18 protein-coding genes are annotated in these 21567 nt (G+C 57.9%); 3 read left to right on the top strand and 15 right to left on the bottom strand.

Annotated elements, in window-relative coordinates; all coding sequences use genetic code 11:
* Window positions 1–140: 140 nt before the first annotated feature.
* The 13 genes from Mal65_RS25510 to Mal65_RS25450 form a co-directional block, all read right to left on the bottom strand.
* Window positions 141–1220, bottom strand: a complete 1080-nt coding sequence (locus tag Mal65_RS25510) for a zinc-dependent alcohol dehydrogenase family protein (RefSeq protein WP_145304242.1) — start codon at window positions 1218–1220, stop codon at window positions 141–143.
* Window positions 1221–1276: 56 nt separating this feature from the next.
* Window positions 1277–2323 carry an aldo/keto reductase gene (locus Mal65_RS25505; RefSeq protein WP_145304240.1) on the bottom strand — a complete coding sequence of 349 codons (1047 nt, stop codon included), beginning with the start codon at window positions 2321–2323 and terminating at the stop codon, window positions 1277–1279.
* A gap of 102 nt (window positions 2324–2425) precedes the next feature.
* Window positions 2426–2914 carry a hypothetical protein gene (locus Mal65_RS25500; RefSeq protein ID WP_145304238.1) on the bottom strand — a complete coding sequence of 163 codons (489 nt, stop codon included), beginning with the start codon at window positions 2912–2914 and terminating at the stop codon, window positions 2426–2428.
* Window positions 2915–3036: 122 nt separating this feature from the next.
* Window positions 3037–4047, bottom strand: a complete 1011-nt coding sequence (locus Mal65_RS25495; protein WP_145304236.1) for an aldose epimerase family protein — start codon at window positions 4045–4047, stop codon at window positions 3037–3039.
* Window positions 4048–4103: 56 nt separating this feature from the next.
* Window positions 4104–5213: a mandelate racemase/muconate lactonizing enzyme family protein gene (locus Mal65_RS25490; protein ID WP_145304234.1), complete on the bottom strand. Its 1110-nt coding sequence runs from the start codon at window positions 5211–5213 to the stop codon at window positions 4104–4106.
* A gap of 19 nt (window positions 5214–5232) precedes the next feature.
* Window positions 5233–6711, bottom strand: coding sequence for an aldehyde dehydrogenase (gene aldA / locus Mal65_RS25485; protein ID WP_231131250.1), 1479 nt, complete (start codon window positions 6709–6711; stop codon window positions 5233–5235).
* 126 nt (window positions 6712–6837) lie between these two features.
* Complete coding sequence (locus tag Mal65_RS25480) at window positions 6838–7602, bottom strand: SDR family NAD(P)-dependent oxidoreductase (RefSeq protein ID WP_174820233.1); 765 nt, start codon at window positions 7600–7602, stop codon at window positions 6838–6840.
* A gap of 18 nt (window positions 7603–7620) precedes the next feature.
* Entirely contained in the window at window positions 7621–8637 is a 1017-nt protein-coding gene (locus Mal65_RS25475; protein WP_145304230.1) for a zinc-dependent alcohol dehydrogenase, read from the bottom strand.
* A gap of 92 nt (window positions 8638–8729) precedes the next feature.
* The gene (locus Mal65_RS25470; RefSeq protein WP_145304228.1) at window positions 8730–9791 is read right to left on the bottom strand and encodes an aldose epimerase family protein; all 1062 of its coding nucleotides are present in this window, start codon (window positions 9789–9791) and stop codon (window positions 8730–8732) included.
* A 197-nt stretch (window positions 9792–9988) separates the two neighbouring features.
* Window positions 9989–11098 carry an L-rhamnose/proton symporter RhaT gene (locus Mal65_RS25465; RefSeq protein WP_145304227.1) on the bottom strand — a complete coding sequence of 370 codons (1110 nt, stop codon included), beginning with the start codon at window positions 11096–11098 and terminating at the stop codon, window positions 9989–9991.
* A gap of 69 nt (window positions 11099–11167) precedes the next feature.
* Window positions 11168–11770, bottom strand: a complete 603-nt coding sequence (locus Mal65_RS25460; RefSeq protein WP_145304225.1) for a GntR family transcriptional regulator — start codon at window positions 11768–11770, stop codon at window positions 11168–11170.
* 687 nt (window positions 11771–12457) lie between these two features.
* Window positions 12458–12904, bottom strand: coding sequence for a universal stress protein (locus tag Mal65_RS25455; protein WP_165701532.1), 447 nt, complete (start codon window positions 12902–12904; stop codon window positions 12458–12460).
* Between the two features lie 84 nt (window positions 12905–12988).
* On the bottom strand, window positions 12989–14311 hold the full coding sequence (locus Mal65_RS25450) for a BBP7 family outer membrane beta-barrel protein (protein WP_145304221.1): 1323 nt from the start codon (window positions 14309–14311) through the stop codon (window positions 12989–12991).
* Window positions 14312–14584: 273 nt separating this feature from the next.
* Here Mal65_RS25450 and Mal65_RS25445 point away from each other — a divergent pair, with 273 nt between their 5' ends.
* Window positions 14585–14953: a heavy-metal-associated domain-containing protein gene (locus tag Mal65_RS25445; RefSeq protein ID WP_145304219.1), complete on the top strand. Its 369-nt coding sequence runs from the start codon at window positions 14585–14587 to the stop codon at window positions 14951–14953.
* Between the two features lie 19 nt (window positions 14954–14972).
* Window positions 14973–15827: a sirohydrochlorin chelatase gene (locus Mal65_RS25440; protein ID WP_196784444.1), complete on the top strand. Its 855-nt coding sequence runs from the start codon at window positions 14973–14975 to the stop codon at window positions 15825–15827.
* An 83-nt stretch (window positions 15828–15910) separates the two neighbouring features.
* Here Mal65_RS25440 and Mal65_RS25435 read toward each other — a convergent pair whose 3' ends face one another.
* Window positions 15911–18667 carry a hypothetical protein gene (locus Mal65_RS25435; protein ID WP_145304217.1) on the bottom strand — a complete coding sequence of 919 codons (2757 nt, stop codon included), beginning with the start codon at window positions 18665–18667 and terminating at the stop codon, window positions 15911–15913.
* A gap of 36 nt (window positions 18668–18703) precedes the next feature.
* Here Mal65_RS25435 and argH point away from each other — a divergent pair, with 36 nt between their 5' ends.
* Window positions 18704–20095, top strand: a complete 1392-nt coding sequence (gene argH, locus Mal65_RS25430) for an argininosuccinate lyase (RefSeq protein WP_145304216.1) — start codon at window positions 18704–18706, stop codon at window positions 20093–20095.
* A gap of 54 nt (window positions 20096–20149) precedes the next feature.
* On the opposite strand, the gene Mal65_RS25425 is transcribed toward argH, so the two are convergent.
* Window positions 20150–21547 (bottom strand): PQQ-binding-like beta-propeller repeat protein, encoded by a 1398-nt coding sequence (locus tag Mal65_RS25425; protein ID WP_165701531.1) that lies wholly within the window; start codon window positions 21545–21547, stop codon window positions 20150–20152.
* Window positions 21548–21567 lie beyond the last annotated feature (20 nt).

Below are 21567 nucleotides of genomic sequence, written 5' to 3'. Positions count from 1 at the left end.
TCGGTATGGGGAATAGCGAAAGGGGGTGGAATGGGGGCAAAAAAAACGGCCGGAGGCAGGGGCTGCTTCCGGCCGAGCATTGTCAATTGTAAACGATCGGGTTCCGTGAATCGAATCTTGCGCTCGCTCACCGATTGATATCAATCAAAGACGATGCAGACCTTTCCTTCTTGGCCCTTGTCGGACAGGTCATAGGCAAGAGAGGCTTCCGAGAGCGGCAGTTTGCGTCCCGCTGTGGATTCGGGGTGGACGCCGCGGGCGGCCAGCAGATTTGCCAAGTCCGCCAAGTGTTTGCGCGACGTGACCCAGGAACCGAACAGTGTGATCTGTTCATGGATCAGATACGGTGACACATCGAATTGAACCGTACCGCCTTCGCCGACAAACCCGCAGCGTCCCCATTGCCGCGTTCCCTGCAGCGCCAGCAGACGGGCGGGAGCGGCACCGGAGCAGTCGATGCTGACTTCCGCACCTTTCCCGCCGGTGACATCTTTGATGGCATCCAGGGCGGCATCGTCGGATCGAAAGACGTGATCGACCAATGGAACGCCGGGCGAAAATTCCAATTCCTTTGCCAGATCCATTCGGCCCTCCGACAGGTCAACGCCAATGATCTCATATGCCCCCAATGCGCGTCCGAGTTGTGCGGCGGCCAACCCGACCGGTCCCAAACCGGTGATCAGCAAGCGGTCTTTTCCGTTGACCTTCATTCGGTCCAGGCATTCCCAGGCGGTTCCGAAACCGCACGCCATGAAGGCACCGTCGACATAGGTCAACGGTTCGGGCAAAAAGATGCAGTCGGCTTCGTCGGCCAACATGTATTCAGCGTGTCCGCCGTCGCGCTGCCAACCATACGCCTTGCGATAGTCGGTGCTGGTACAACTGATTTGATACCCATGCATGCAGTCTTCACAGACGCCGCAACCGGAAATGTGATACAGCACCACACGATCGCCGACTTGTCGTTCACGACATCCCGGGCCGACCTGGACGACTTGACCGCAAGGTTCGTGACCGGCAATCACGCCTTGATAGGCTTCGGGACCTTTGCCGAGGTGTTCGCGATAGATCGCGCGAATGTCGCTGCCGCAAATCGACGATGCCTTGGTTTTCAACAATACCTGGCCGTGGCCCGGTGTTGGGACATCGTATTCACGAAATTCGACGGTGCTGTTTCCCGGCAATACGACGCCGGTCATTTTCGATGGGATTGCGGACATGGGATCTTGGCTGGGTTGTGAGGGTGGGAATCGGGATCGCAACGGGACTTGGATGATCAGGCGGGTGTGATTTCACCGTTGATATCCCACAGGTCTTGCCAGTCCTGGTCATCCTTCCACAGAAAGACTTGCCCTTTGATCAGTCGGCAATTCTTGTCGATTCCCGCAATCGCCTTCATTTCCGCATCGGATAGCGGGTCTTCGGTCACGCATTTCAGGTTCGACAGAATGTTTCGCCGCTTGGTGGACATCGGGATGGGAATCTGTCCCCGTTGGACGGCCCACTTCAAGCAGACGACCGCGGGGTGCACTTGATGATTTTCGGCAATTTTGACGATGACGGGATCTTCAATGTCGACCGTGTCATCGGAGGTTCGGTCTCGTTCCGGTCGGGCCGGTGAACCGATCGGGCTGAAGCCGATTGGAACGATGCCTTGGCTGCGGACAAAATCAAACAGTTCCGGTTGCTGGAAATGAGGGTGAATTTCCATTTCGTTCACCGCGGGTTTGATTTCCGCATCTTCCAGAATGCGTTTCAGTTTGGGGATCGTCACATTGGATGTACCGATGTTTCGGACCAAACCCTTTTCGACGAGGCGTTCCATTTGACGCCAAGTCTTCATGAAGTTCTCGTGGATATACGGTTTCGCGTCGGCGCTACGTGAACTGACATCACAGCCGGGGGCATGGTAGTTCGGAAACGGCCAGTGGACGAAGTACAAGTCCAAATAGTCCAGTTGCAAATCCTTCAGCGTCTTCTCGCATGCGGGGATGACATTCTTTTCATCGTGCATGTCGTTCCATAGCTTGGAATTGATCCAAAGGTCTTCGCGTTGGATACCACCGCGGAGAACGGTTTGCAACGCGGGCCCGATGTAGTCCTCGTTTCCATAGACGGCGGCACAGTCGATGTGTCGATAACCCACGGAAATCGCGGTCACCACCGATTCGGCGACCGCTTCGTGGGCGGCGTGATCCGAGCCAAAGGTTCCCAGACCGATGGCGGGAATACGATCACCGCTTGCCAAAGTGTGTGAAGGCACCAGAGCGGGATCGACCGCGTCGTCGGCAACGGCGAAGGTTGAAAGGTCAGAAGATGACATGAATGCAGCCCTTTATCGCGAAACAGGCGGAGGTGGAGGGGGGGCGCGGTACGTGTCGGTGTACCGCGTGTGATCAGGCAACGTGCTTGCACGTGCCCTCAACTAGGTCGCTGCGGTCATTGTTGAACGCAGCGCGTGTTCGGATGCCTCGTCCCAATAACCACAATCCAACTGCAGGAAGACCGTGGTGTATGGCAAAACCATGTTGGTTTTTAACAATAGGATGTCGAAGGTTTCGCCGGCCGCGTCCAGGTCAGCGATGATGTCCTCGTGAAGCCGCTTGGATACCGGAAAAGCGTTCAGCGAGGTGTCTAAGAAACGACGCAGCGTATCGATGCCCGGTGCAGCGGCTTCGTCCAACAGGTCAATTTCTTTGTCCAAATGCACAATCGGTCGCACGTGAGGCGACTGGTCGATTTGCTGCAAGACGTGGCTTAAAACGTCTTCGTGGGTTTGGCCCGTCGCCAGCGTTTGGATGCCAGGTGAAGTCTGCGACGGATAGGCCGCGTCGGCGACGACGATCCAGTTACGATGCCCCAGAAGCGGAAGTCGTTCGGAAAGGACTGACTTCCAGCAGGTTGATGTGTCCATCGGGTGCTCCAGATTTGATTGGAAGCTGATCGATTGACCGGCAACCCCAACAATCGTTGGGTCACGTTCGATCTTATTCGATCCGATGAATCGCCTACTAGACTTTCAGTTCCTTGAAAGACCTAAAAACCGAAACGAAAGATTGTTTTGGTTTTATATTGGCTATCCGGGTAAAGAATCGTTGACGGAAAGCCAATTTGGTTCGGCGAATCAGGGTAGTGCTGGGTTTCCAAACAGAACCCAGAGTTTTTTGTGTAGGCCGATCCCGATTTGCCTGTCAGCCGTCCATCCAAGAAGTTGCCCGAGTAAAACTGAACGCCCGGTTGGTCGGTCCAGACTTCCAAGGTGCGACCGCTGGTGGGGTGTTTGACGCTTGCCGCCAAGGAAATCGATTGCTGATCCGAGGGATCTTTCGAGATGATGAAGTTGTGGTCGAAGCCTTGGCCGATCTTTAACTGCGGATGCGAAGACAGAATGTCGCGGCCGATGGGTTTGGCTTGCCGAAAGTCGAATGGCGTATCGGCGACATCGGCAAGTTGGCCGGATGGAATCAGCGTCGGATCGACGGGTACGAATTGTTGCGCACTCAGCTTTAGTTCGTGATCCAAAATGTCGCCGCTACCTTCACCACCAAGATTGAAGTACGTGTGCTGCGTCAAATTGACCGGGGTGGCTTGATCCGTGGTGGCTTCGTACAGAACTTCAAAATCGCCCGGTGCGGAAACCTTGTAGGTGACGGTCACGATCAAATTGCCAGGATAGCCTTCGTCGCCGTCGGGTGATTCCAACTGCAAGACCATTTGATTGTCGTCCGATGAAACGACGGTCCATTCTTTTCGGTCAAATCCGACGTCACCGCCGTGCAGATGGTTGGGACCGTTGTTACAGGCCAAACGATAGGTTTGACCGTTCAATTGGAATTCGCCTTTGGCGATACGATTGCCGTACCGCCCAACTACCGCGCCGAAATAGGGATGGTCCACCGCGTCGGTGTAATCCGACAAGTCATTGAATCCAAGCACGACGTCCGCCATCGCGCCCGACGCATCGGGAACGCGAATTGCGGTGATGATTGCGCCCAAGGGAACGACATCCACTTCGATCGATGAACCTTTGCCGATCGTGTATTTCATGGAAAGATCAGGGGGTAGGGGATCAAAATGGATGCCGGGATCAAATCATCAGAAGATCAGCCTTGCGCAGATTTAAACGCGATCTTGTGTTTGGCGATCTTGTCCCAATCGATCACCACGCCGTGTCCAGGGCGATCCGATGCGTAGGCGTAACCGTCTTTGATTTCCAGCGGGTGAACCAAGAAATCGTCGACGCGGAAGGCGTGGATTTCCAACAAAGATGCGTTGGGAATCGCAGCCAAACAGCTGACGTGCATTTCTTGAATGCCGTGGGTCGTCAAGTTGCGGTTATGGGCTTCGGCGATGTGAGCGACCTTCATCAAGGCGGTGATCCCGCCCAGATTGGAAATGTCGGCATCCGGGAACGACACGCCGCCATCGGCGATCATTTGGCGAAACTCGTAGATCGAATGCAGGTTTTCGCCGGTGGCAACGGGAATGCCGCCTTCGACTTGGATGCGACGGTTGCCTTCGACGTCATCGGGGATGGTGGGTTCTTCGATCCAGTAAAGATCGTAGGGTTCAAAAGCGCGAGCGGCGCGGATGGCCTTTTCAACGCTCCACTTCATATTTACATCGACCATCAGCTTTCGGTCGGGACCGAGGAAGTCGCGCATTGCATGGATGCGTTCGCATTCTTGTGCAATGGAATCACGGCCGATCTTGATTTTGATCGCGTTCAGGCCGGCATCCAAGAAGCCTTGCGTTTGCTTCAGCAGTTCGTCGATCGACAGTTCAAAATCGATGCCACCGCCGTACGCTTCGGCCTTATTGTCATGGCCGCCGAGGAAACGCCACAGCGGTTCGTCGGCCAAACGGGCCTTCAAATCCCAAAGTGCCGTGTCCACCGCGGAAAGTGCAAAGACGGCGATGCCGCTGCGTCCGACGTAGTGAAGCGCCCACCACATCTTTTCCCACAGGTGTTCGATCCGACGCGGGTCTTCGCCGATCAACAGTGGAACCAAGTTGTCGTGGATCAGGGTGGCGATCGATGTACCGCCGACTTGCCCGACGCTGTAGGTGTATCCCATACCGGTCGCGCCATCGTCGGTCGTGATTTTGGCAACGATCAGCGAGAATTCTTTCTGGACGCCGTGGATGGCATCGACCATCGCGCGGGACAGCGGGACGTGATAGAGTTCGGTTTCGACTTTTTGAATTTTCACGGGTCAGGTTGCCAATCGGCTAGTTGGAAAAATTGACATACATGGTTTTCTTTTCGAGATAGTTTTCCATCCCGTACTTTCCGTCTTCGCCACCGGTGCCACTGAGTTTGTGACCGTTGTGGAAGCCTTGACGTTGTTCGCCCATGGGACGGTTGACGTAGATTTCGCCGAATTCCAATTCCAACACGGCACGCTGGATCAGACGCATGTCGTGAGTGAATAAGAATGCGGCCAATCCATACTCGCTATCGTTGGCCAATTCCAAGGCTTGCTCATAGCTTTGGATTTTCATGATCGGGCTGACGACACCGAACACTTCGTCACGCATCACTGCCATCGAATTGTCACATTCGGTCAGCACGGTTGGTTCATACCAATGGCCTTTCTGGAAAAAGTCACCGTCGGGACGTTTTCCGCCGATTGCGAGTTTGGCACCGTCGGCGACCGCTTGTTGGACCACTTTTTCCAATTGGTCCGTTTCATACGCGTTGACCTTGGGGCCGATATCGGTGTCGTCTTTCATTGGATCGCCGATCGTCAGTTTTCCGACAGCGGCGACGTATTTTTCCAAAAATTCGTCATAGACTGCTTCGTGGATATAAAAGCGTTCCGGACAGGTACAGACTTGGCCGCTGTTTAAGTGACGCGAGACGACGGCGGCTTCGACGGCCTGATCGACATCGCCATCGGCCAACAAGATGAACGGCGCTTTGCCGCCGAGTTCGAGTCGGACGGCGGTCAGACGGTCGGACGCTTTGCGGAAGATCTGTTGGCCCGTTGCGGTGGACCCCGTCATGGTGACCAAACGCGTGATCTTGTTGGTGACCAGTTCTTCGCCCATGGTCGATCCGCCGCCGGTGACCAGATTCAAAACTCCCTTGGGAATTCCGGCTTGAATGGCCAGTTCGCCCAAGGCCAACACGGCCACCGGGGTGACCGACGGTGGTTTGACAACCATCACGTTCCCGGTGGTCAGAGCGGGGCCGATCTTTCGGCACGCGAGCGCCAGTGGGAAATTCCATGCCGCGATACCAACGGTCACACCATAAGGAACCTTATGGATCATGATGTGTTCGTTGGGCAGGTCCGAGGGCAAGATGTCGCCTTCGATTCGCCGGGCGGCTTGGGCGGGGAAGTTAATGAAGTCGGCCGACACGTCGACTTCCCCCAAGGCCAACTGATAAGTCTTGCCCATTTCGGTGACCAAGATTTTGGCCAAACGCTCGCGATTGTCACGGATCAGCGAAGCAAATCTTGCCAGAATTTCACCACGCTGGACGGCGGGCATGGCGGCCCAGGCGGGGAAGGCGGCTTGCGCGGCTTGCAAGGCCGAGGTTGCGTCTTCGGCGTTTCCATTGGGAACGCTGTAGACGGCATCTTCGTTGGTCGGGTTTTCCACTTGGATGACGTCACCGCTGGTCGAATCAACGAATTCACCGTTGATCAGCATGCGATAGTGGTCAACGCCATCACGAGTTTCGTGCATCGATTGGGACATAACAGCTTTTTGAATCGGAGATGGAACAGGCGTGGATCGGAGGCGGAATCGGTTCGGTCAACCGTCCAAATGTGTGCTTTCCCCGCAGGTCGGTGCGAGGAAAGCGAAACCAGAAACCCAAAATCTTTAGCGCCCCATCCAGCCACCGTCGACCAACAGCACTGCGCCGTGGACGTAGCGTGCGGCGTCGGAAGCCAGGAAGACGGCCGGGCCTTTAAAGTCGTCGGGTTCGCCCCAACGTCCGGCGGGGATTCGCGTCAAGATTTGTTCGCTGCGGACCGCGTCTTCGCGAAGGGCCTGCGTGTTGTCGGTGGCAATGTAGCCCGGCGCGATCGCGTTGACGTTGACACCCTTGCCGGCCCATTCGTTGGCCAGGGCCATGGTCAGTTGTCCGATGCCGCCTTTGCTGGCCGCGTAACCTGGGACCGTGATGCCGCCCTGGAAGGTCAACAGGGATGCGGTGAAGATGATTTTGCCTTCGCCACGTTCGACCATTTCGCGACCGAATTCACGCGACAAAATGAATTGGGCGTTCAAGTTGACTTCGATCACCTTGTCCCAATATTCATCGGGGTGTTCGGCGGCCGGTTTGCGCAAGATGGTGCCCGCGTTATTGATCAGGATGTCGATCTTCGGATGATCGGCCTTGGCCTTTTCGATAAACGCATGGACGGCTTTGCGATCAGAAAAGTCACATTGATAGGCGCTGAATTTGCGTCCCGTCGCTTGAATTTCCTGTTCGACGGCACTGCCGGAAGATTCCAACGAAGCGGAAACGCCGATCACGTCGGCACCGGCTTCGGCCAGTCCCACGGCCATCGCTTTTCCGATGCCACGTTTGCATCCGGTCACCAAAGCGGTTTTTCCGGACAGATCAAAGGTATCCAAAATGGTCATGTCGGTTTCGTCCTAGGCGTTGCATTGAATGAGGTACTTGATGCCGTCGGGGTTGGCATCGATGGCTTCGAAGGTCTGCTGGGTCTTTTCGATCGGCACGACTTCGGTGATCAGTTTGTCCAGGTGCAGTTTGTCCGCGTCGGCCAAGCGGATCGCTTCGTCGAAGTCTTGTTCTTCGTACAGGCGTGCGCCGATCATGCGGATTTCGGACCAGAAGAATTTGAACAGGTTGACCGGCTTGGGTTGCGGGTGAATCGCAACCATGACGATGCGTCCGCGGACGTTTGGCAGTTCCGTCATGACTTCCACGCCGGGGGCCGATCCGGAAACTTCAAAGACACAATCGGCCATGCCGCCATCGGTCAGCTTGCTGACCTCGGCGACCAGATCTTGCTGCATCGGGTTGACCGCTTCCATACCCAGCGACTTGGCCAGGGCCAAGCGTGATTCATTGACTTCGGACAAGATGACTTTGGCGCCTTTGTCCATGGCGACCAACGCGATCAACAGTCCGATCGGACCTCCGCCGATGACGACGCAAGTTTCGCCGGCTTTCACTTCGCCCAGCCGAGCATCGTGACAGGCGACCGCGGCCGGTTCGATCATGGCGCCGTGTTGCATCGACAGCGAATCGGGCAGGGTGTGCAGAGTGTAGGCGGGGACGGTCCAAGACGACTGCATTCCGCCGGGCATGTCGATGCCGATGAACTTCAAGTTCTTGCCGACGTGCGCATGTCCTTTGTCGAAGGATGCCGGTTGGCCAAATTTCAGCGGCCGAACGGCAACACGCTGTCCGACCTGGACATCGGACACGTCAGGGCCGACTTCGGCGACCGTCGCGGACACCTCGTGGCCGATAATCTGAGGCATCTGCACACGCTGGTCCATCGCACCGTGAAAGATGTGAATGTCGGTGCCACAAATTCCACAATAGGCGACTTCCAAGCGGGCTTCGCCGGGGCCGGGGGCAATGCTTTGACTGTCACCGATGTCGATGCTGCGATTGCCGACATACTGGGCGGACTTCATCACAAGTGATCCAAGTAAGGTGTTGATTGGGGAAATGAGGGGACGTCAATGCAGCCGATGGTTTCGAACAGGGACGCATTGACGTGGGAAAGTTAGGCGTTGGATGACCAGCCGAATTTGTAAACGGTGGTTTCATCGTAGGTTTCGCCCGGCTGCAGAACGGACTTCGGAGCCGACGGCAAATTTGGGCCGTTGGGTAGCTTGGATGTTTCCAAGCAGAAGGCACGAAACTGGCCGAACGCGGCACCACTTTCACGCCGCAGTGCGTCGGAGGTGTAGCGGCCCGTGTAGAAAAGTGTGCCCGGTTCGGTGGATTGGACTTCCAAGCGTCGACCGGTCGAAGGTTCGTTCACTGATGCGATCGTTCGCAGCGATCCGTCGTGGGACGGGAACACATAAAAGTGTTCAAAACCCATCGGCAATTCATCGAACGCGTCGCCGATGCGTTTGGGTTGATTGAAGTCGGCGGCGGTTCCCGCCACGTCGGCTTCATCACCGACCGGAACGTTCGTGTCGTCGGGAACCATGTAACGTGGGCTGTCCAATTGCACGACATGATCCAAAACGGTATCGCGGAATCCGTTCAGATTGAAATAGGTGTGATTGGTCAATGACACCGGGGTCGCCTGATCGGTTTCGGCTAGATAGTGGATCCGAAGTTCATTGTCGTTGTTCAACAGATACTGAACTTTGGTATCCAAGCGGCCCGGATAGCTTTCTTCGCCATCGGGACTGATCAACTGCAACGTGACAGAAACTTCATCAGTGCTTTCGGTTGTATCGATGACGTCCCAAAGGCGTTTATCAAAGCCGCGAACGCCACCGTGCAAATGATTGGGGCCGTCGTTGGTCGCCAATTGATAGGTCTTGCCATCCAATTCAAAGCGTCCGTCTTTGATGCGGGCGGCATAGCGTCCGACCAGACAACCAAAATAGGGCGAATTGGTTTTGTATTCTTCGCTGAAGTAACCGTCCAACGTGTCAAAGCCACAGACGATATCGTCGATGTTGCCCGATCCGTCGGGTACGCGAATGGAGGTGACGGTTCCACCATAAGTCATCAGCTTGACCGTCACACCATGATCATTGGCCAGTGTCCAAAGTTCGACGGGTTGGTTTTCGAAGGTACCGAAGGGCGACTTGCTAAGTTGCATCGTTGGACCGCCGTGCGGGGAATGGGGGAGGGGAGAAAGTGAAGGCGACGAGACAGGGGAACGAGAAAACGATTTTGTTGAATGTCGACAGTTCAAACACGGAGGGTTCGATCGAGTCGTTTGAAATTTCCGCCGCGTCCGCTGGGTCACCGAATGACCCCTGACGGACCAAAGGATGTGGGCGACGAATCGTCGAATCAGGAAGTGGATTCGACCGACAACCGTTCACTGGCAACGACTTCGTCGGCGGCCGGTTCTTCGGTCGCGAACTTGTTGCCGAGCGAAATGATCAGGATGCCGATGACCATGCAGGTCAGTCCGGCGTACAGCAAGTTCTTGGCTTTCGACGAAGCCAGTTTCCATTCGCCCGTCACGATCCCGCTGACGATGGCCGTCACGACACAGGCGGTGTTGAAGATGGCATAGCCGACCGTATTACCAACGGCGCCCAACTTGAATGCCGCGTAGGCGAACACGGCGGATGCCGCGTAATGGAAAACGGCCATGACAAAGATCAGCACAAAGTTCTTGGCCAGCGACGGCGCGGCAAAATCACCCCAAGCTTTCTTTTGCGTCAGTTGCCAAGCAAAGTAGCCCGCCATGATCACCCCGCCGCTTAAAAAGATCGGAAACATCACGGCCAGCGCGGTGACCCATTCGGGGTTGCCCTGTGCCTGGCTGGCGGCGTGCAGCGGCGGTCGTCCGACTGCATTGGCGAAACTAAATCCGGTGGCCAGCAGCCCGCCGACGATTGCGATCAGGATGCCGGCGGCCATCGATTTTTTGTCAGCCGATTCGCTGTCGCTGTCTTCGTCTTCGGGTAACTCTGATTTCGCCGCCGCTTCGTCGGCTTCGCGGGTGATGCCCGCTTTGCCGTTGGCAAAGATGCCGGCCAGAACGAACAGCAACCCGACCATGATGGTCAGGAACACTTTGGATTCCGGCAAACCTTCGACCAAGAAAGGCATCAGTGATCCGACCAAGATCACGGTGCCGATGAAGATGGAAAACCCTAGCGAGACACCGATGTGGTGAATCGCTTTGCCCCACATCATCACGCCGATTCCCCACAGGACACTGGTCACAACCATCTTGGGTAAAACGGCTTGGACGTCTTCGGCACCATAGATGTTTCCGACGCCTTTCATGATCAGAAAAGTCGCCAGGATGGGGACGACGAACATCGTCAGCATGAAGAACAGGCCCCAAGTGTTTTCTTCCTTGAAGCCTTTGGTGAATTTGGCGGGCAGGGCATACAGGCCCAGCATCAAGCCTGCAAAGAGAGCCCAAATGATTCCTTCGACCATGGGAGAAGCCTGTCAATCGTGGGGAGGTGGGGCTTCGGCGGCCGTGGGGGGAATTTGCCGCCAAAGGTATCAACGGATGTTGGCTTTGATGGCCGTGATTGCCGCCGCTTTCTTGCGATCCTGAAGTGCATCGAAAATCACGACGTGTTCGTGAAAGACTTTCATGTAGTCCGTCAAACGCGTGTAGGTCAGCAACATGCGCGAGCACAGGTGACGCCAAGCGGGCAAAAGGTCTTCGCCACCGCAGGCGGTCAAAAAGGCTTCATGGAACTGGATATCGCGACGCGCGATGCGGGCGACGTCACCCTGTTCACAGGCCGACTGCAAGTGATCCAAGGCGTCTTTGATCTTTGTGATTTGGGCGTCGGTCAAATCGCCCAGACCCTTTTGAATCACGTGCGTTTCCAATTGCTTGCGAAGCGACGTGATCAATTCGCGGTCCTCGGGATCCGGCGGGTGCCGAACGGTGACGCCGCGGTTGGCCTGGTAGGTCAAAAAACCTTCGTTGGACAATTGCAGAAAGGCATCGCGAATCGGACCGCGGCTGACGCCGAAGCGTTCGGCCAGATCGGTTTCGCGAAGCGTGGTGCCGGCGGGGAACTGGCCCGTGACCAATTGATCGCGAATTTCGTTGGTGACTTGTTCGCGGATGGTGCGTGGAAGCGAGCCCATGATGAAAGCCTCAGCAATGAGTGGCGACAACGGCCAGGTTGTCAACAGTTAACAATATGAAGGGTCCCTCGCGCGGCGTCAAGCGTTTGACGGGGGACGAAGAGTCGCAGGTCGAAGATGTGGTGCGAAAGCATGGGCGTTGCAGCACGTCACCATGGGGCCGGTGGGGCGTGGTGGGAGCCGGTGGGGCGGTGGCGAGCGGTGTGTCGGCCAAACACGCGGCCATTATGACGGATTCGTCGGCCGGCAGGTATGACTTGGGGGCACCACATGGCACTGAAAAGTGGAAGCTCGGAGGAGGCAAATCGCAGCATCCGCCGGCTTTGCCATGGGAACGTTGCGTCGTCGGACGGTTTTCGCACCATCTTCGGGGTCCGCATCATCGCCCCGCCCAGATCGGGTTGCCCAAACGGCACCCCAAGATCGCGCGATGTGTGGAATCCAGATTGTCTACGATCGGCACCCACCAATTCTCGACAATTCCCCACCCGGGTCGGGGAAATCGGAGTCTCTGGGGGATCAAAAGCGACGAAACGCCTCGGAAGCGGCCAAAGAATCAAGCCGCCTGTCCCGCGAAAACCGCCACCCTTTTGAAAGACCGGTGGCGGTGGTCGATCCGCAAACGTGTCGCTGATCGGATCGGCCCTGGGCCCCGCAGCGCGATCAAGCTTGGGCCCTGCAGTCCGATCAGCCTTGGCCGACTTTGACCGACGTGACCGGGCATTTGGCACCGGCGATGACGTGGCTGGTCACGCTGCCGAGCAAGACGGTGGAAACCATCGATCGTCCGACGTTACCGATCACGATCATGTCGATGTCGCGTTCTTCGGCGTAGTTGACGATTTCGTGGCTGGCGGTGCCCAGACGCACTGACAATTGGACGTCAAACGTTTCGCGTTCCTGTGCGGTCAGGTGCTCGATGAACCGCATCGCCATCTTGTCTTCGTGCTCGTCACGAAACTTTTGGCCCGTGCATTCTTGGATCAAGATCGGGTCATCGTCGACATACAGCAGGTGCAACCGTGCGTCGCAGGCAGACGCCAACCGCTTGGCAAAATTCAGCGCGGACACCGAGCATTCGCTGAAGTCCATGGGGACCAGAATTTCGCGGATCGGTGAGAAGGATTCAGACATGGCAGTCACCATCAAAGCAGAAGAATCGCGACGAATCGGGTCGCACGGATCGTCCCGCCACGCCTAGTTCCGCCGTTGTCGAAATTAGAACCGAATTTCGCCACCGATGCTTAGCCCGTGTGCGAAATAGTCCGTCTCGTTGAAGTAGAACTGGGGCCGCAGCGAACCTGTCAGTGGTACGGTTTCTTCGGGGATCAAGTTCGGATTCACGTCGGTATCGATGTGGTCGCCGGCGCGAACGACATTTGGGAAATACAGCACCGTGTATCCCAGGGTGGCATCCAACCAATCGGTCACTCGGAACCCCAGCGTGAATCCCAGTTCGGGGATCATCACGAATTCATCGCGGCTGTGCGTGCCGATGTTGCTGCGCTGGGCCAGCAAGCCGCCGGTGAAGCTTTCGGTGACCCCGAATTCCGTCAAATCACTGGTTCCCGAAATTTGGACCGTTTGTTCGTTGCGGCCCACCGAGACACGCATCAGAGTTTCGCCCCAAACGTTGCGGTAATGGACACGCCGGACGAATCCCAATTGAATCCCGTCAAACTTGTTGCTGGATTCGAACGATTCGTTCAGCGCGATGGTTCCCGGCGTTGCGGTGACCAGAGAATTCAGATTTTCTTCGAAGCGAATCGCATCATTCAGCTTCAAGCACCGATATCCGACGATCCAGTCCATCCGATCGCTGGGGCCGCAAGCGCACAAACCGTCGCACCGGGGACAGATTCCGCCACGGGCGCTGAGCGAAAACGAGCGCAGCTTGCTGTGGGTGGCGATTCGCAGTTGTCCTTCGACCAGATTGGGAAAGGCGATCAGTTGGGCGGTTTCGCGGTCATTGGTGGTGTCAAAAAACGGGCGGGCCAGGATGGTCGTTCCGCTGGCGGACCGCGCGAAGCCGTCGCCTTGTTCGGCCAAGTCAAAGTATTCCCACTGGATTCCCAGGTTGGCCGCCGGAGTCCACCACATGCCGCCTCGCAAACGAAAGCCGCCTTGGGTGTCGTCGTTGATCTTGCGTCCGCCGAACAGAACGGTCGTGTTGGGAAAGCCCAGAATGCCGGCTTCGTTTTGCGGTGTCCCGGTGCTGCTGGTGGTCGCCAGGGCGGGGGTGTGCATGCCTTCGGGACGCCAATACAGGTATTCCGCGCTGAACCACAGCCGATCGGAAAAGCGTCCGGTCAGGTCGTTAGCCATGGGGACCAACATTCCGTCGGTGATCCCGTCGGGAAAGGCACCCATCGGCGATGCGATGTAGTCTGTCGGGACGACCATCGCATAGGGGTCCAGCTGGGCCGTCGTCGTAAAAGCACTCGGCGAATACGCCGGCGCGACCGGGCCGTACCCGGTCTGGGCCGCCAGCATCGAATTCAGGCAGCACCAAATCAGACATGCGGCGGCGGGGCTTCGCATCGGATTGCGGGCTCGGCAAAGGGGCAAAATCGGAAAAAATGCGGCAAACGCGTGTTTCCGCTCAAGTTCAATCTCGGTTCTGCCGAGGAATCGCCGATTCGGGCCGTTCAGGTCAAGAGTGATGCGATTTCGACACCCAAAACCTTGCCTTGCAGGGGAAAAATGGTCATCGTGGAAGAAGGATCGCGGTGGCGTTTTGAAGCCCACGATTTTTTGTGTGACGCCGCCTTTTAACGATCTTGGTTATCTTCCCCAGCTTATCCGGAGTTATTCATGCGTCCCGTTCTGTACGCTGTCGCCGCCGTCGCCGCCCTGGGCATCATGATTGCGGTCGCCAACATGCCGCCGCAACAAGAGGCCACCGAGACGGCCGTGGAAGCCAAGCCGGCCGTGATGACCGATTCGGGCACCCTGACCGTTGCCGTCCCCGGCATGCACTGTGAATTCAATTGCTATCCCAAAGTCAAAAAGGCTTTGGAGTCCGTCGACGGTGTGAAGACGGTCGAATTGGATGCACAAAAAGAGGAAGGCATCTTGGACAACCGCCAGGTCGTCGTCAGCTATGAACCCGGTTTCGACGTCACCGCGGCGATCAGCCGATTGGACGAATCCGGTTACAAAGATTCGTCGGTGGTCCAGTAACGTTTTGCCGCTGAACCCTTTGGATAAGAATTCCGGCGCCGATGAATCGGCCGGTCTGTTGCTGATCGGCCACGGTACCCGTGACCAGCGGGGCACCGAGGAATTTTTTCGGCTGGCCGAATTGGTGCGTCAACGGATGGCACCCCGGCCGGTGGCCGAGGCTTTGCTGGAATTTCAGACGCCGACCATTTCAGACGCATGGCAGTGTCTGGTCGATCAAGGCGTTGACCACGTTCGCGTCGCACCGCTGTTGTTGTTCGCCGCCGGGCACGCCAAGCAAGACATTCCCGAAGCGGTTGCGGCGGCGGCGTCGCAGACCCCAGGTATCACCTGGGACCAGTGCGGACCGATCAGTCGTCAGGCGGATCTGATTCGCTGGGTCGCGCACCGCATCGAACAGTGCGGTATTCGCGCAGGCCGAAACGGCCAGGACCGACCGGTTTCCGGTACCAATGATGTCGGAAATGAAGACCCGCCGAATTCGGAAACTGCGGTGATCATGGTCGGGCGTGGCAGCCATGATTCTTGTGCCCAAGCGGACATGCGGGTGTTGACCGAGGTGGTCGCAAGACGCTTTCCGGATGTGACCTTTGATACCGCTTTCTACGCGATGGCGCAGCCACGATTGCCCGAGGTGATTGATCGCGTCGTTTCGGTGCGGCGTCCCCAACGCATCATTGTCCAGCCACACCTGTTGTTCATGGGGCGGTTGTACGAAGCGATTCAGGGCCAAGTCGATCAGGCAAAGGCACGTCATCGCGACGTGACGTTCGTGGTGGGCGACTATCTGGGGCCGGTCCAGGCGGTGGCCGATGCGCTGGCGGATCGCGCGGGCTTTGGTCAGCGGGATGCGAGGTTCGTCGCGGCGTCGTAGGGGCCCGCTGGTTTCGATCATTGATCGAATGATTCAACGGCTGTTGGGCAACCGTTGGCTGATTCGCCGGTGGTGGTTGCGGGTCATTGGCGGGCCACATCGACCACCGCGTCGACGACCACGCGATCGTCGTACTGAGTCAGCTTCGCGTCGGCGCCACGGAACCATTGCATGATGGGGGCGACGTAGTCGTCGGGCATCGTGTCGGCGGCCGATCGGTTGCTCCAACGAGTGCTGACCCATTGGTGATGCGTGGGGGAATGTTCGTACCGGCCGCCCAGCGGGCACTGTAACGGACCACCCAAGATCAATTCGGCGGACGGTGTCGCTTGCTCCGGTGCAACGCGTAGTTGTCGTGAGAGGAGGTTCAGGAAATTGGCGCCACTTTGGCTGCCGACCGCGGCCCGTTGATACAGCTGGTCGTTGACCCAGTGTTTCAACAAGCTTTCGCTGAGGTCGCCGATGTGGGCGCGGACTTGGGCGCGATCGTCCACTTCGATTGCTCCCATGTGTGGCAAACTGGCTTGCAACAAGTCGGGATAGAAGCTGAGGACGCTGAATCCACCGCCGGTATAGCGATACACGCCGCCGATCAATCGGCTCATCCCGGGGCTGACCGGGACGCCGCGTCCCAGGCCCAAGGGCAGGCGATCGAGCGCGCCAGGTTGTGGCCACGCACCCAGGTAAGCCGGCAGCGATTTCAAGGCCCGGTACGTGGCGATCAGCCCATCAAAATCGTCGGGTTGCGGGGGAATCGAATCCTTGATGCCGACGAACAGATGCGTGGGCGGCCCCAGCAATTCGCTGGCCACGTGGGCTTGCACGGCGACGATGTCATCGGGGGCGAAATCCATCGCGACGTTGGTCGGCGGTCCGAGCTGTTGGGCGATGGTGCCGTATTTTTCGGGGCTCCATGGTGCGATTTCGACGTGCGCGGTCAAGCGTTCGTTACCCGATCCGTCCTCCAGTTTGGTCCGCTGGATGCCGGCCATGATCGGATCAAGCTGCCGGAAGCGTGTCGAATAGTCGTCGGCGATCCGTTCATACCAGCGGGCTTCTTCTGCGGTGACCTTGTCAACCGATGCGTCCGCGATCGGCAGAAAGTAACCACGGGCGCCTCGTTTGGTGTCCATGATGTCGTCGCCGATTTCGAACACGCTGCTGCCGTCGGCCCGTTTCGAAAAACCCGCCGGCAAGTACCCGGCGTCGGTCAACTGGGCAATCGATCGCGCGGGGCTGCCTTCGGCCGCCGCGGCAAGGCGAGCGACGTGCACCAAAGCGATGTCCGATTCGGCATGCATGCGGCGTCGAAGTTCGATCATGTTGTCCGGTGCGACCAGGCCCTGCAGCATCAACGGGGAGAAATAGGCAAAGATCGTGTCGTTACGCGTCAGAGGCATCAATTGGCGGGCGAAGCGGAAAGACGGTGTCTGTGCCAAGGAATCACCCGACTTGCCGACTGCGACAAACCGCCGGGCCAACGTTTCACTGTTGGTGACGAAGATGTACCCGTCGAATTCGACCATGAAGGACCGGATTTGATTGTCCGCGCTGCGCAGCAGGGTCGCTTTCTGGCCGGCGATGTCGACGTCGGTCAGCGTGACCGCGTCGTCCGAAGCGGCCAGTGATGTGCGGTCTTGGTTGATGGATGTTCGCAGCAAGAACGTGTTGACCGGTTCGAACAGCACACCCATCGTCGCGCCATCGCCCAGGAACAGATCGCGGCCGACCAGGGCTTGGTCCTTGATGACCGTCGGCCCCAACATCCGTGACAGTTCGTTGGTCTGTAGGTGCAGCTGCTTTTCCAGTTGCAGCGATCCCAGCTGTTGAATCCCCGACAGAGTGATCATGCGTGATAGGTCGCCGCCGTATTCTTCCGACAGATCGCGGAACCACAGATAGTTCGCGAAAGATCCATAGCGAATGTAGAAACATTCCGGCGGAACACGATCCGCGATCGGTTCGGTGGGCACATCGTCGGTGCCCGGTGGCACGTCGGGTGGCAACCATGCCGGCGGCGCGGGTAAAGTCTGGTCCTCGCCGCCGGTGGTATCACGCATTCCTGCGGCAGCTTCGCGATAAATTCGCTGCGCCACATCGGTGGCACCGCCGATCAATTTCAACGTATCGGTCAACGCTGCTTCGGAATCGTCTTCGGCCAAGTACCAATCGGGAAGCGGCAGATTCAATCGGCCGGCCAGCATGGCCACCAGGTAGTCTTCCACATAAGTCGGATAGTCGGCCGAATCAATTTGTCGCTTGGCCGCGTCGGTGTAGACCGACCACCATTGGTTCAGCATCGCCGCGTGCGTCGCCGGGTCTGGGGTCGGGACGATGTCATAGGTTCCGATCGAGCCACGCGAATCGGCCAGGGTGATCACCAGAGGACCATCGCCTTTGAACAAGAACGTCACGCGCCGGGCGACGGTTTGTTGCAGCGGTTCTTCATCGCTGGCGATTTCACGAATCAGGTTGCCCAGGCGTCCCAACAAACGGCCGCGCCCCTGTGGCGGCAGGGGGCGATCGGACGGCCGCACGGCGGTGTCGACTCGGGTGTCTTCGGCGATCGGGTAAAACACCCGACCGGATGCTTCGTCGACGGTCAGCGGCGGCAACGGTTCGCCGACGACCGGGACCGGCAACGGGATTTCGACGGTGGCCACGCCGAACGGGGACCCCGGGATGGCCGTGGCCAGGATATCGACCGCGACGGCGGTCGGGGCGGATGCCACCAGCATCCAAGCCGTGCAGGTCACAGAAAACAGAATCGATGGCAAACGCATCGCGTGGTCTTTGGGTGTGGGGGCGTCGCGGTCATACTGCTTGGTCGCAGTCCACATTATTCATCCGGCCGAACCTTGGGAACAGTCAATCCAGTGGCAAGTCCATCGCGCAGCGGCGTGTTCGCCGCCGACACCGATCAACGTCTTGAAGCTTATGCCGAAAGCATCAGTTTCGATTCGCGTCTTTACCGTCACGACATTCGCGGCAGCATCGCGCATGCCGAAATGCTGTCGACCGTCGGTCTGATCAGCTCCCAGGAGTTTCAGCAAATTCGGGATGCGTTGACGGAGATTGGTGCGGAGATCGAAGCCGGCAAAATGCCGTTTCGCTTCGAACTGGAAGACATCCACATGCACATCGAACAGGCCTTGATTGAGCGTCTGGGCGATGTCGGACGCAAGCTGCACACCGCCCGTAGTCGCAATGACCAGGTCAGCACCGACACCCGTCTGTGGGTTCGCGACGCGCTGGATCGCGTGGATGCTTTGCTGGCCGATTTACAGCGTGCGTTTCTGTCGCGATGCGACGCGGATTTCGACTGTATCCTGCCCGCCTACACCCACCTGCAGCGTGCTCAACCGGTTTTGGCACCGCATTATTGGTTGGCTTATGTCGAAAAGTTTGCGCGTGATCGCGAGCGCGTCGCGGATTGTCGCCGACGGGTGAACCAGTGCAGCCTGGGCGTCGCCGCGGTGGCCGGCACCACGTTACCGATCGATCGTGATCAGACCGCCGCGGCATTGGGGTTTGATTCGCCGACGGCCAACAGTTTGGACACCAGCAGCGATCGTGATTTTTTGATCGAATCCGCGTTTGTGCTGTCAACCATCGCGTTGCACCTGAGCGGATGGGCGGAGGAGTGGATTTTGTGGAGCACCGTTGAATTTGATTTCATCCGGTTGCCCCAAACGTTCTGTACCGGCAGCAGCATCATGCCGCAAAAGATCAATCCCGACACCCTGGAATTGACCCGTGGCAAGTCCGCCCGGGTGATGGGCAATCTGCAAACGTTGATGCTGTTGGTCAAAAATCTGCCGCTGGCGTACAACCGCGATCTGCAGGAAGACAAGCCACCGTTGTTCGATTCATTTGACACGATCGAAGCGATGTTGGAATTGGCCTCGCCGATGGTCCGCGAAAGCGAGCTGAATCGGGAAAAGATCGCCGACCGATTGGAAAAGGGGTATCTGGACGCGACGACGTTGATGGAATGGATGATCCGCCGTGGGATGCCACAACGGACCGCCCATCATTTGGTCGGTGCCATCGTCGGCGAAGCGATGTCGCGCGACGTTCCGTTGGCTGACCTGCCGATCGAAGTGTTCCAGTCGCATGCACCGGAGATTGATGACAGCGTCTATGACGTGCTGGGCAGCCGAAACGCGGTCGACGCGTTTTGCAGTTATGGCAGCACGGCGCCTGATCAGGTGCGGGCCCAAATCGAGCGTTGGCAAACGGCGATCGCAACGGCGGACGAAGTCTGAGCGGTTCGTCCCACGCGGCTCTTGCGATCGCCTCGGTGGTGACGTCGAAAAGTCTTATTTGGACAAATCAAACGCGGCGATTTCTTTGTCGTTGCGGATGTAGGCCGTTCGGTTGGCGTAGGCGGGATGCGTCCAGACGACATCGTTACCGAACGCTTCGCCGGTGGCATCGACCGCATGGAAGCGGCCGTGTTCGTGGAAACCGGTTTCATCCAGTGTGGCGATCATCAGGTCGCCGGTCTGGCCGAACACCAGGTACCGATCGGACTGTCCCAATCGGGTGACGAATGCGGTGCCGTGTTTGACGCCCACTTTCTTTTGCCGTTCGGTGGCGTCCGGCACGGTGGGCCGGAACGATTGCCAAATGCGACTGCCGTCTTTGGCATCCACCGCGATCAGTGACCCTTGATGGCAATCGCTGCCGTACAGGATTCCGTCGACGAACATGGGGGTCGCGTTGCTGGAATACAACGCTTCGTCTCGTTCGCCTCGCCACAGTTCTTCGGCCGCCGGTTGGTCACTGCTTAAACGCAGCATGACGGATTCGCTGCCGATCCCGCTGGCGTACATCAGATCGGCATCGACCATCGGACGTGCGATCGACATTTCGTACATGGGGGCCAAGTCGACGGTCCAAAACACTTCGCCGCTGGTGGGGTTCAGGGATGTGATCCCGTTGGGATGAAACGCAATCAACTGACGCGTTCCGCCGGCCTCGATCAAGGTGGGCGGACAGTAACCCGCGTTGGTGTCCAAGGCCTTCCAGCGAACGTCGCCCGTGTTTTTGTCAAACGCAACGATGCCTTGGCCGTTGCCGCCGACCATCGTGTACAGCAGGTCGCCGATGATCAGCGGGTGCGATGCGAAGCCCCAGATCGGGACTTCGGCACCGAATTCTTTCTTGAAATTGCGTGCCCAAACCAAGTCGCCGTTGGCGACGTTCAGGCAATGCAGGTCGCCTTCGCTGCCCAAGATATAGACGTGGTCACCGTCCACGGTCGGCGTGCATCGTGGGCCGGCGGGATAGCTGATGCTGTAGGGGCAGTCGTATTGGTGTTTCCACAATTCTTCGCCGGTTTCGGCGTCCAAGGCGATCAAGCGTTCGACACCCTGCAGATTGGCGCGGCTGTTGGGGCTGTTGACCGCTTCGCCGGCAGATCGCTGGTAATCGAAGACGAACACACGCCCGTCGGCCACGGCAGGTCCGGCATAGCCGCCGGCGATCGGATGACGCCACTTGGCTTTCAGGCCGCCGGGCGGGATCGCGTCGATGATCCCTGATTCGCTATAAACACCGTCACGGCCGGCACCCATCCAACCGGGCCAATCGTCGGCTCGGGCCTCGGTGGTCACAGCGGCGATCATCAGAAAAAGGCCCAGCGGCAATCCGGCAATACGGACCGCGGGCGACAACAGATGGGATCGATTGGCGATAGGAATTACGGATTTCATGTTCGACTGGAAGGACGGAA

The sequence above is a fragment of the Crateriforma conspicua genome, assembly GCF_007752935.1.
In the GTDB taxonomy this organism is placed as follows: domain Bacteria; phylum Planctomycetota; class Planctomycetia; order Pirellulales; family Pirellulaceae; genus Crateriforma; species Crateriforma conspicua.
The sequence above is the reverse complement of the archived record's forward strand: the minus strand, read 5'-3'. Positions and strand labels throughout refer to the sequence as shown.

Coding starts and splice junctions, on each gene's coding strand:
- Mal65_RS25510 (WP_145304242.1), bottom strand. CDS start 1,220: ATGTCCGCAATCCCATCGAAAATGACCGGCGTCGTATTGCCGGGAAAC.
- Mal65_RS25505 (WP_145304240.1), bottom strand. CDS start 2,323: ATGTCATCTTCTGACCTTTCAACCTTCGCCGTTGCCGACGACGCGGTC.
- Mal65_RS25500 (WP_145304238.1), bottom strand. CDS start 2,914: ATGGACACATCAACCTGCTGGAAGTCAGTCCTTTCCGAACGACTTCCG.
- Mal65_RS25495 (WP_145304236.1), bottom strand. CDS start 4,047: ATGAAATACACGATCGGCAAAGGTTCATCGATCGAAGTGGATGTCGTT.
- aldA (WP_231131250.1), bottom strand. CDS start 6,711: ATGTCCCAATCGATGCACGAAACTCGTGATGGCGTTGACCACTATCGC.
- Mal65_RS25475 (WP_145304230.1), bottom strand. CDS start 8,637: ATGAAGTCCGCCCAGTATGTCGGCAATCGCAGCATCGACATCGGTGAC.
- Mal65_RS25470 (WP_145304228.1), bottom strand. CDS start 9,791: ATGCAACTTAGCAAGTCGCCCTTCGGTACCTTCGAAAACCAACCCGTC.
- Mal65_RS25465 (WP_145304227.1), bottom strand. CDS start 11,098: ATGGTCGAAGGAATCATTTGGGCTCTCTTTGCAGGCTTGATGCTGGGC.
- Mal65_RS25460 (WP_145304225.1), bottom strand. CDS start 11,770: ATGGGCTCGCTTCCACGCACCATCCGCGAACAAGTCACCAACGAAATT.
- Mal65_RS25455 (WP_165701532.1), bottom strand. CDS start 12,904: ATGTCTGAATCCTTCTCACCGATCCGCGAAATTCTGGTCCCCATGGAC.
- Mal65_RS25450 (WP_145304221.1), bottom strand. CDS start 14,311: ATGCGAAGCCCCGCCGCCGCATGTCTGATTTGGTGCTGCCTGAATTCG.
- Mal65_RS25445 (WP_145304219.1), top strand. CDS start 14,585: ATGCGTCCCGTTCTGTACGCTGTCGCCGCCGTCGCCGCCCTGGGCATC.
- Mal65_RS25435 (WP_145304217.1), bottom strand. CDS start 18,667: ATGTGGACTGCGACCAAGCAGTATGACCGCGACGCCCCCACACCCAAA.
- Mal65_RS25425 (WP_165701531.1), bottom strand. CDS start 21,547: ATGAAATCCGTAATTCCTATCGCCAATCGATCCCATCTGTTGTCGCCC.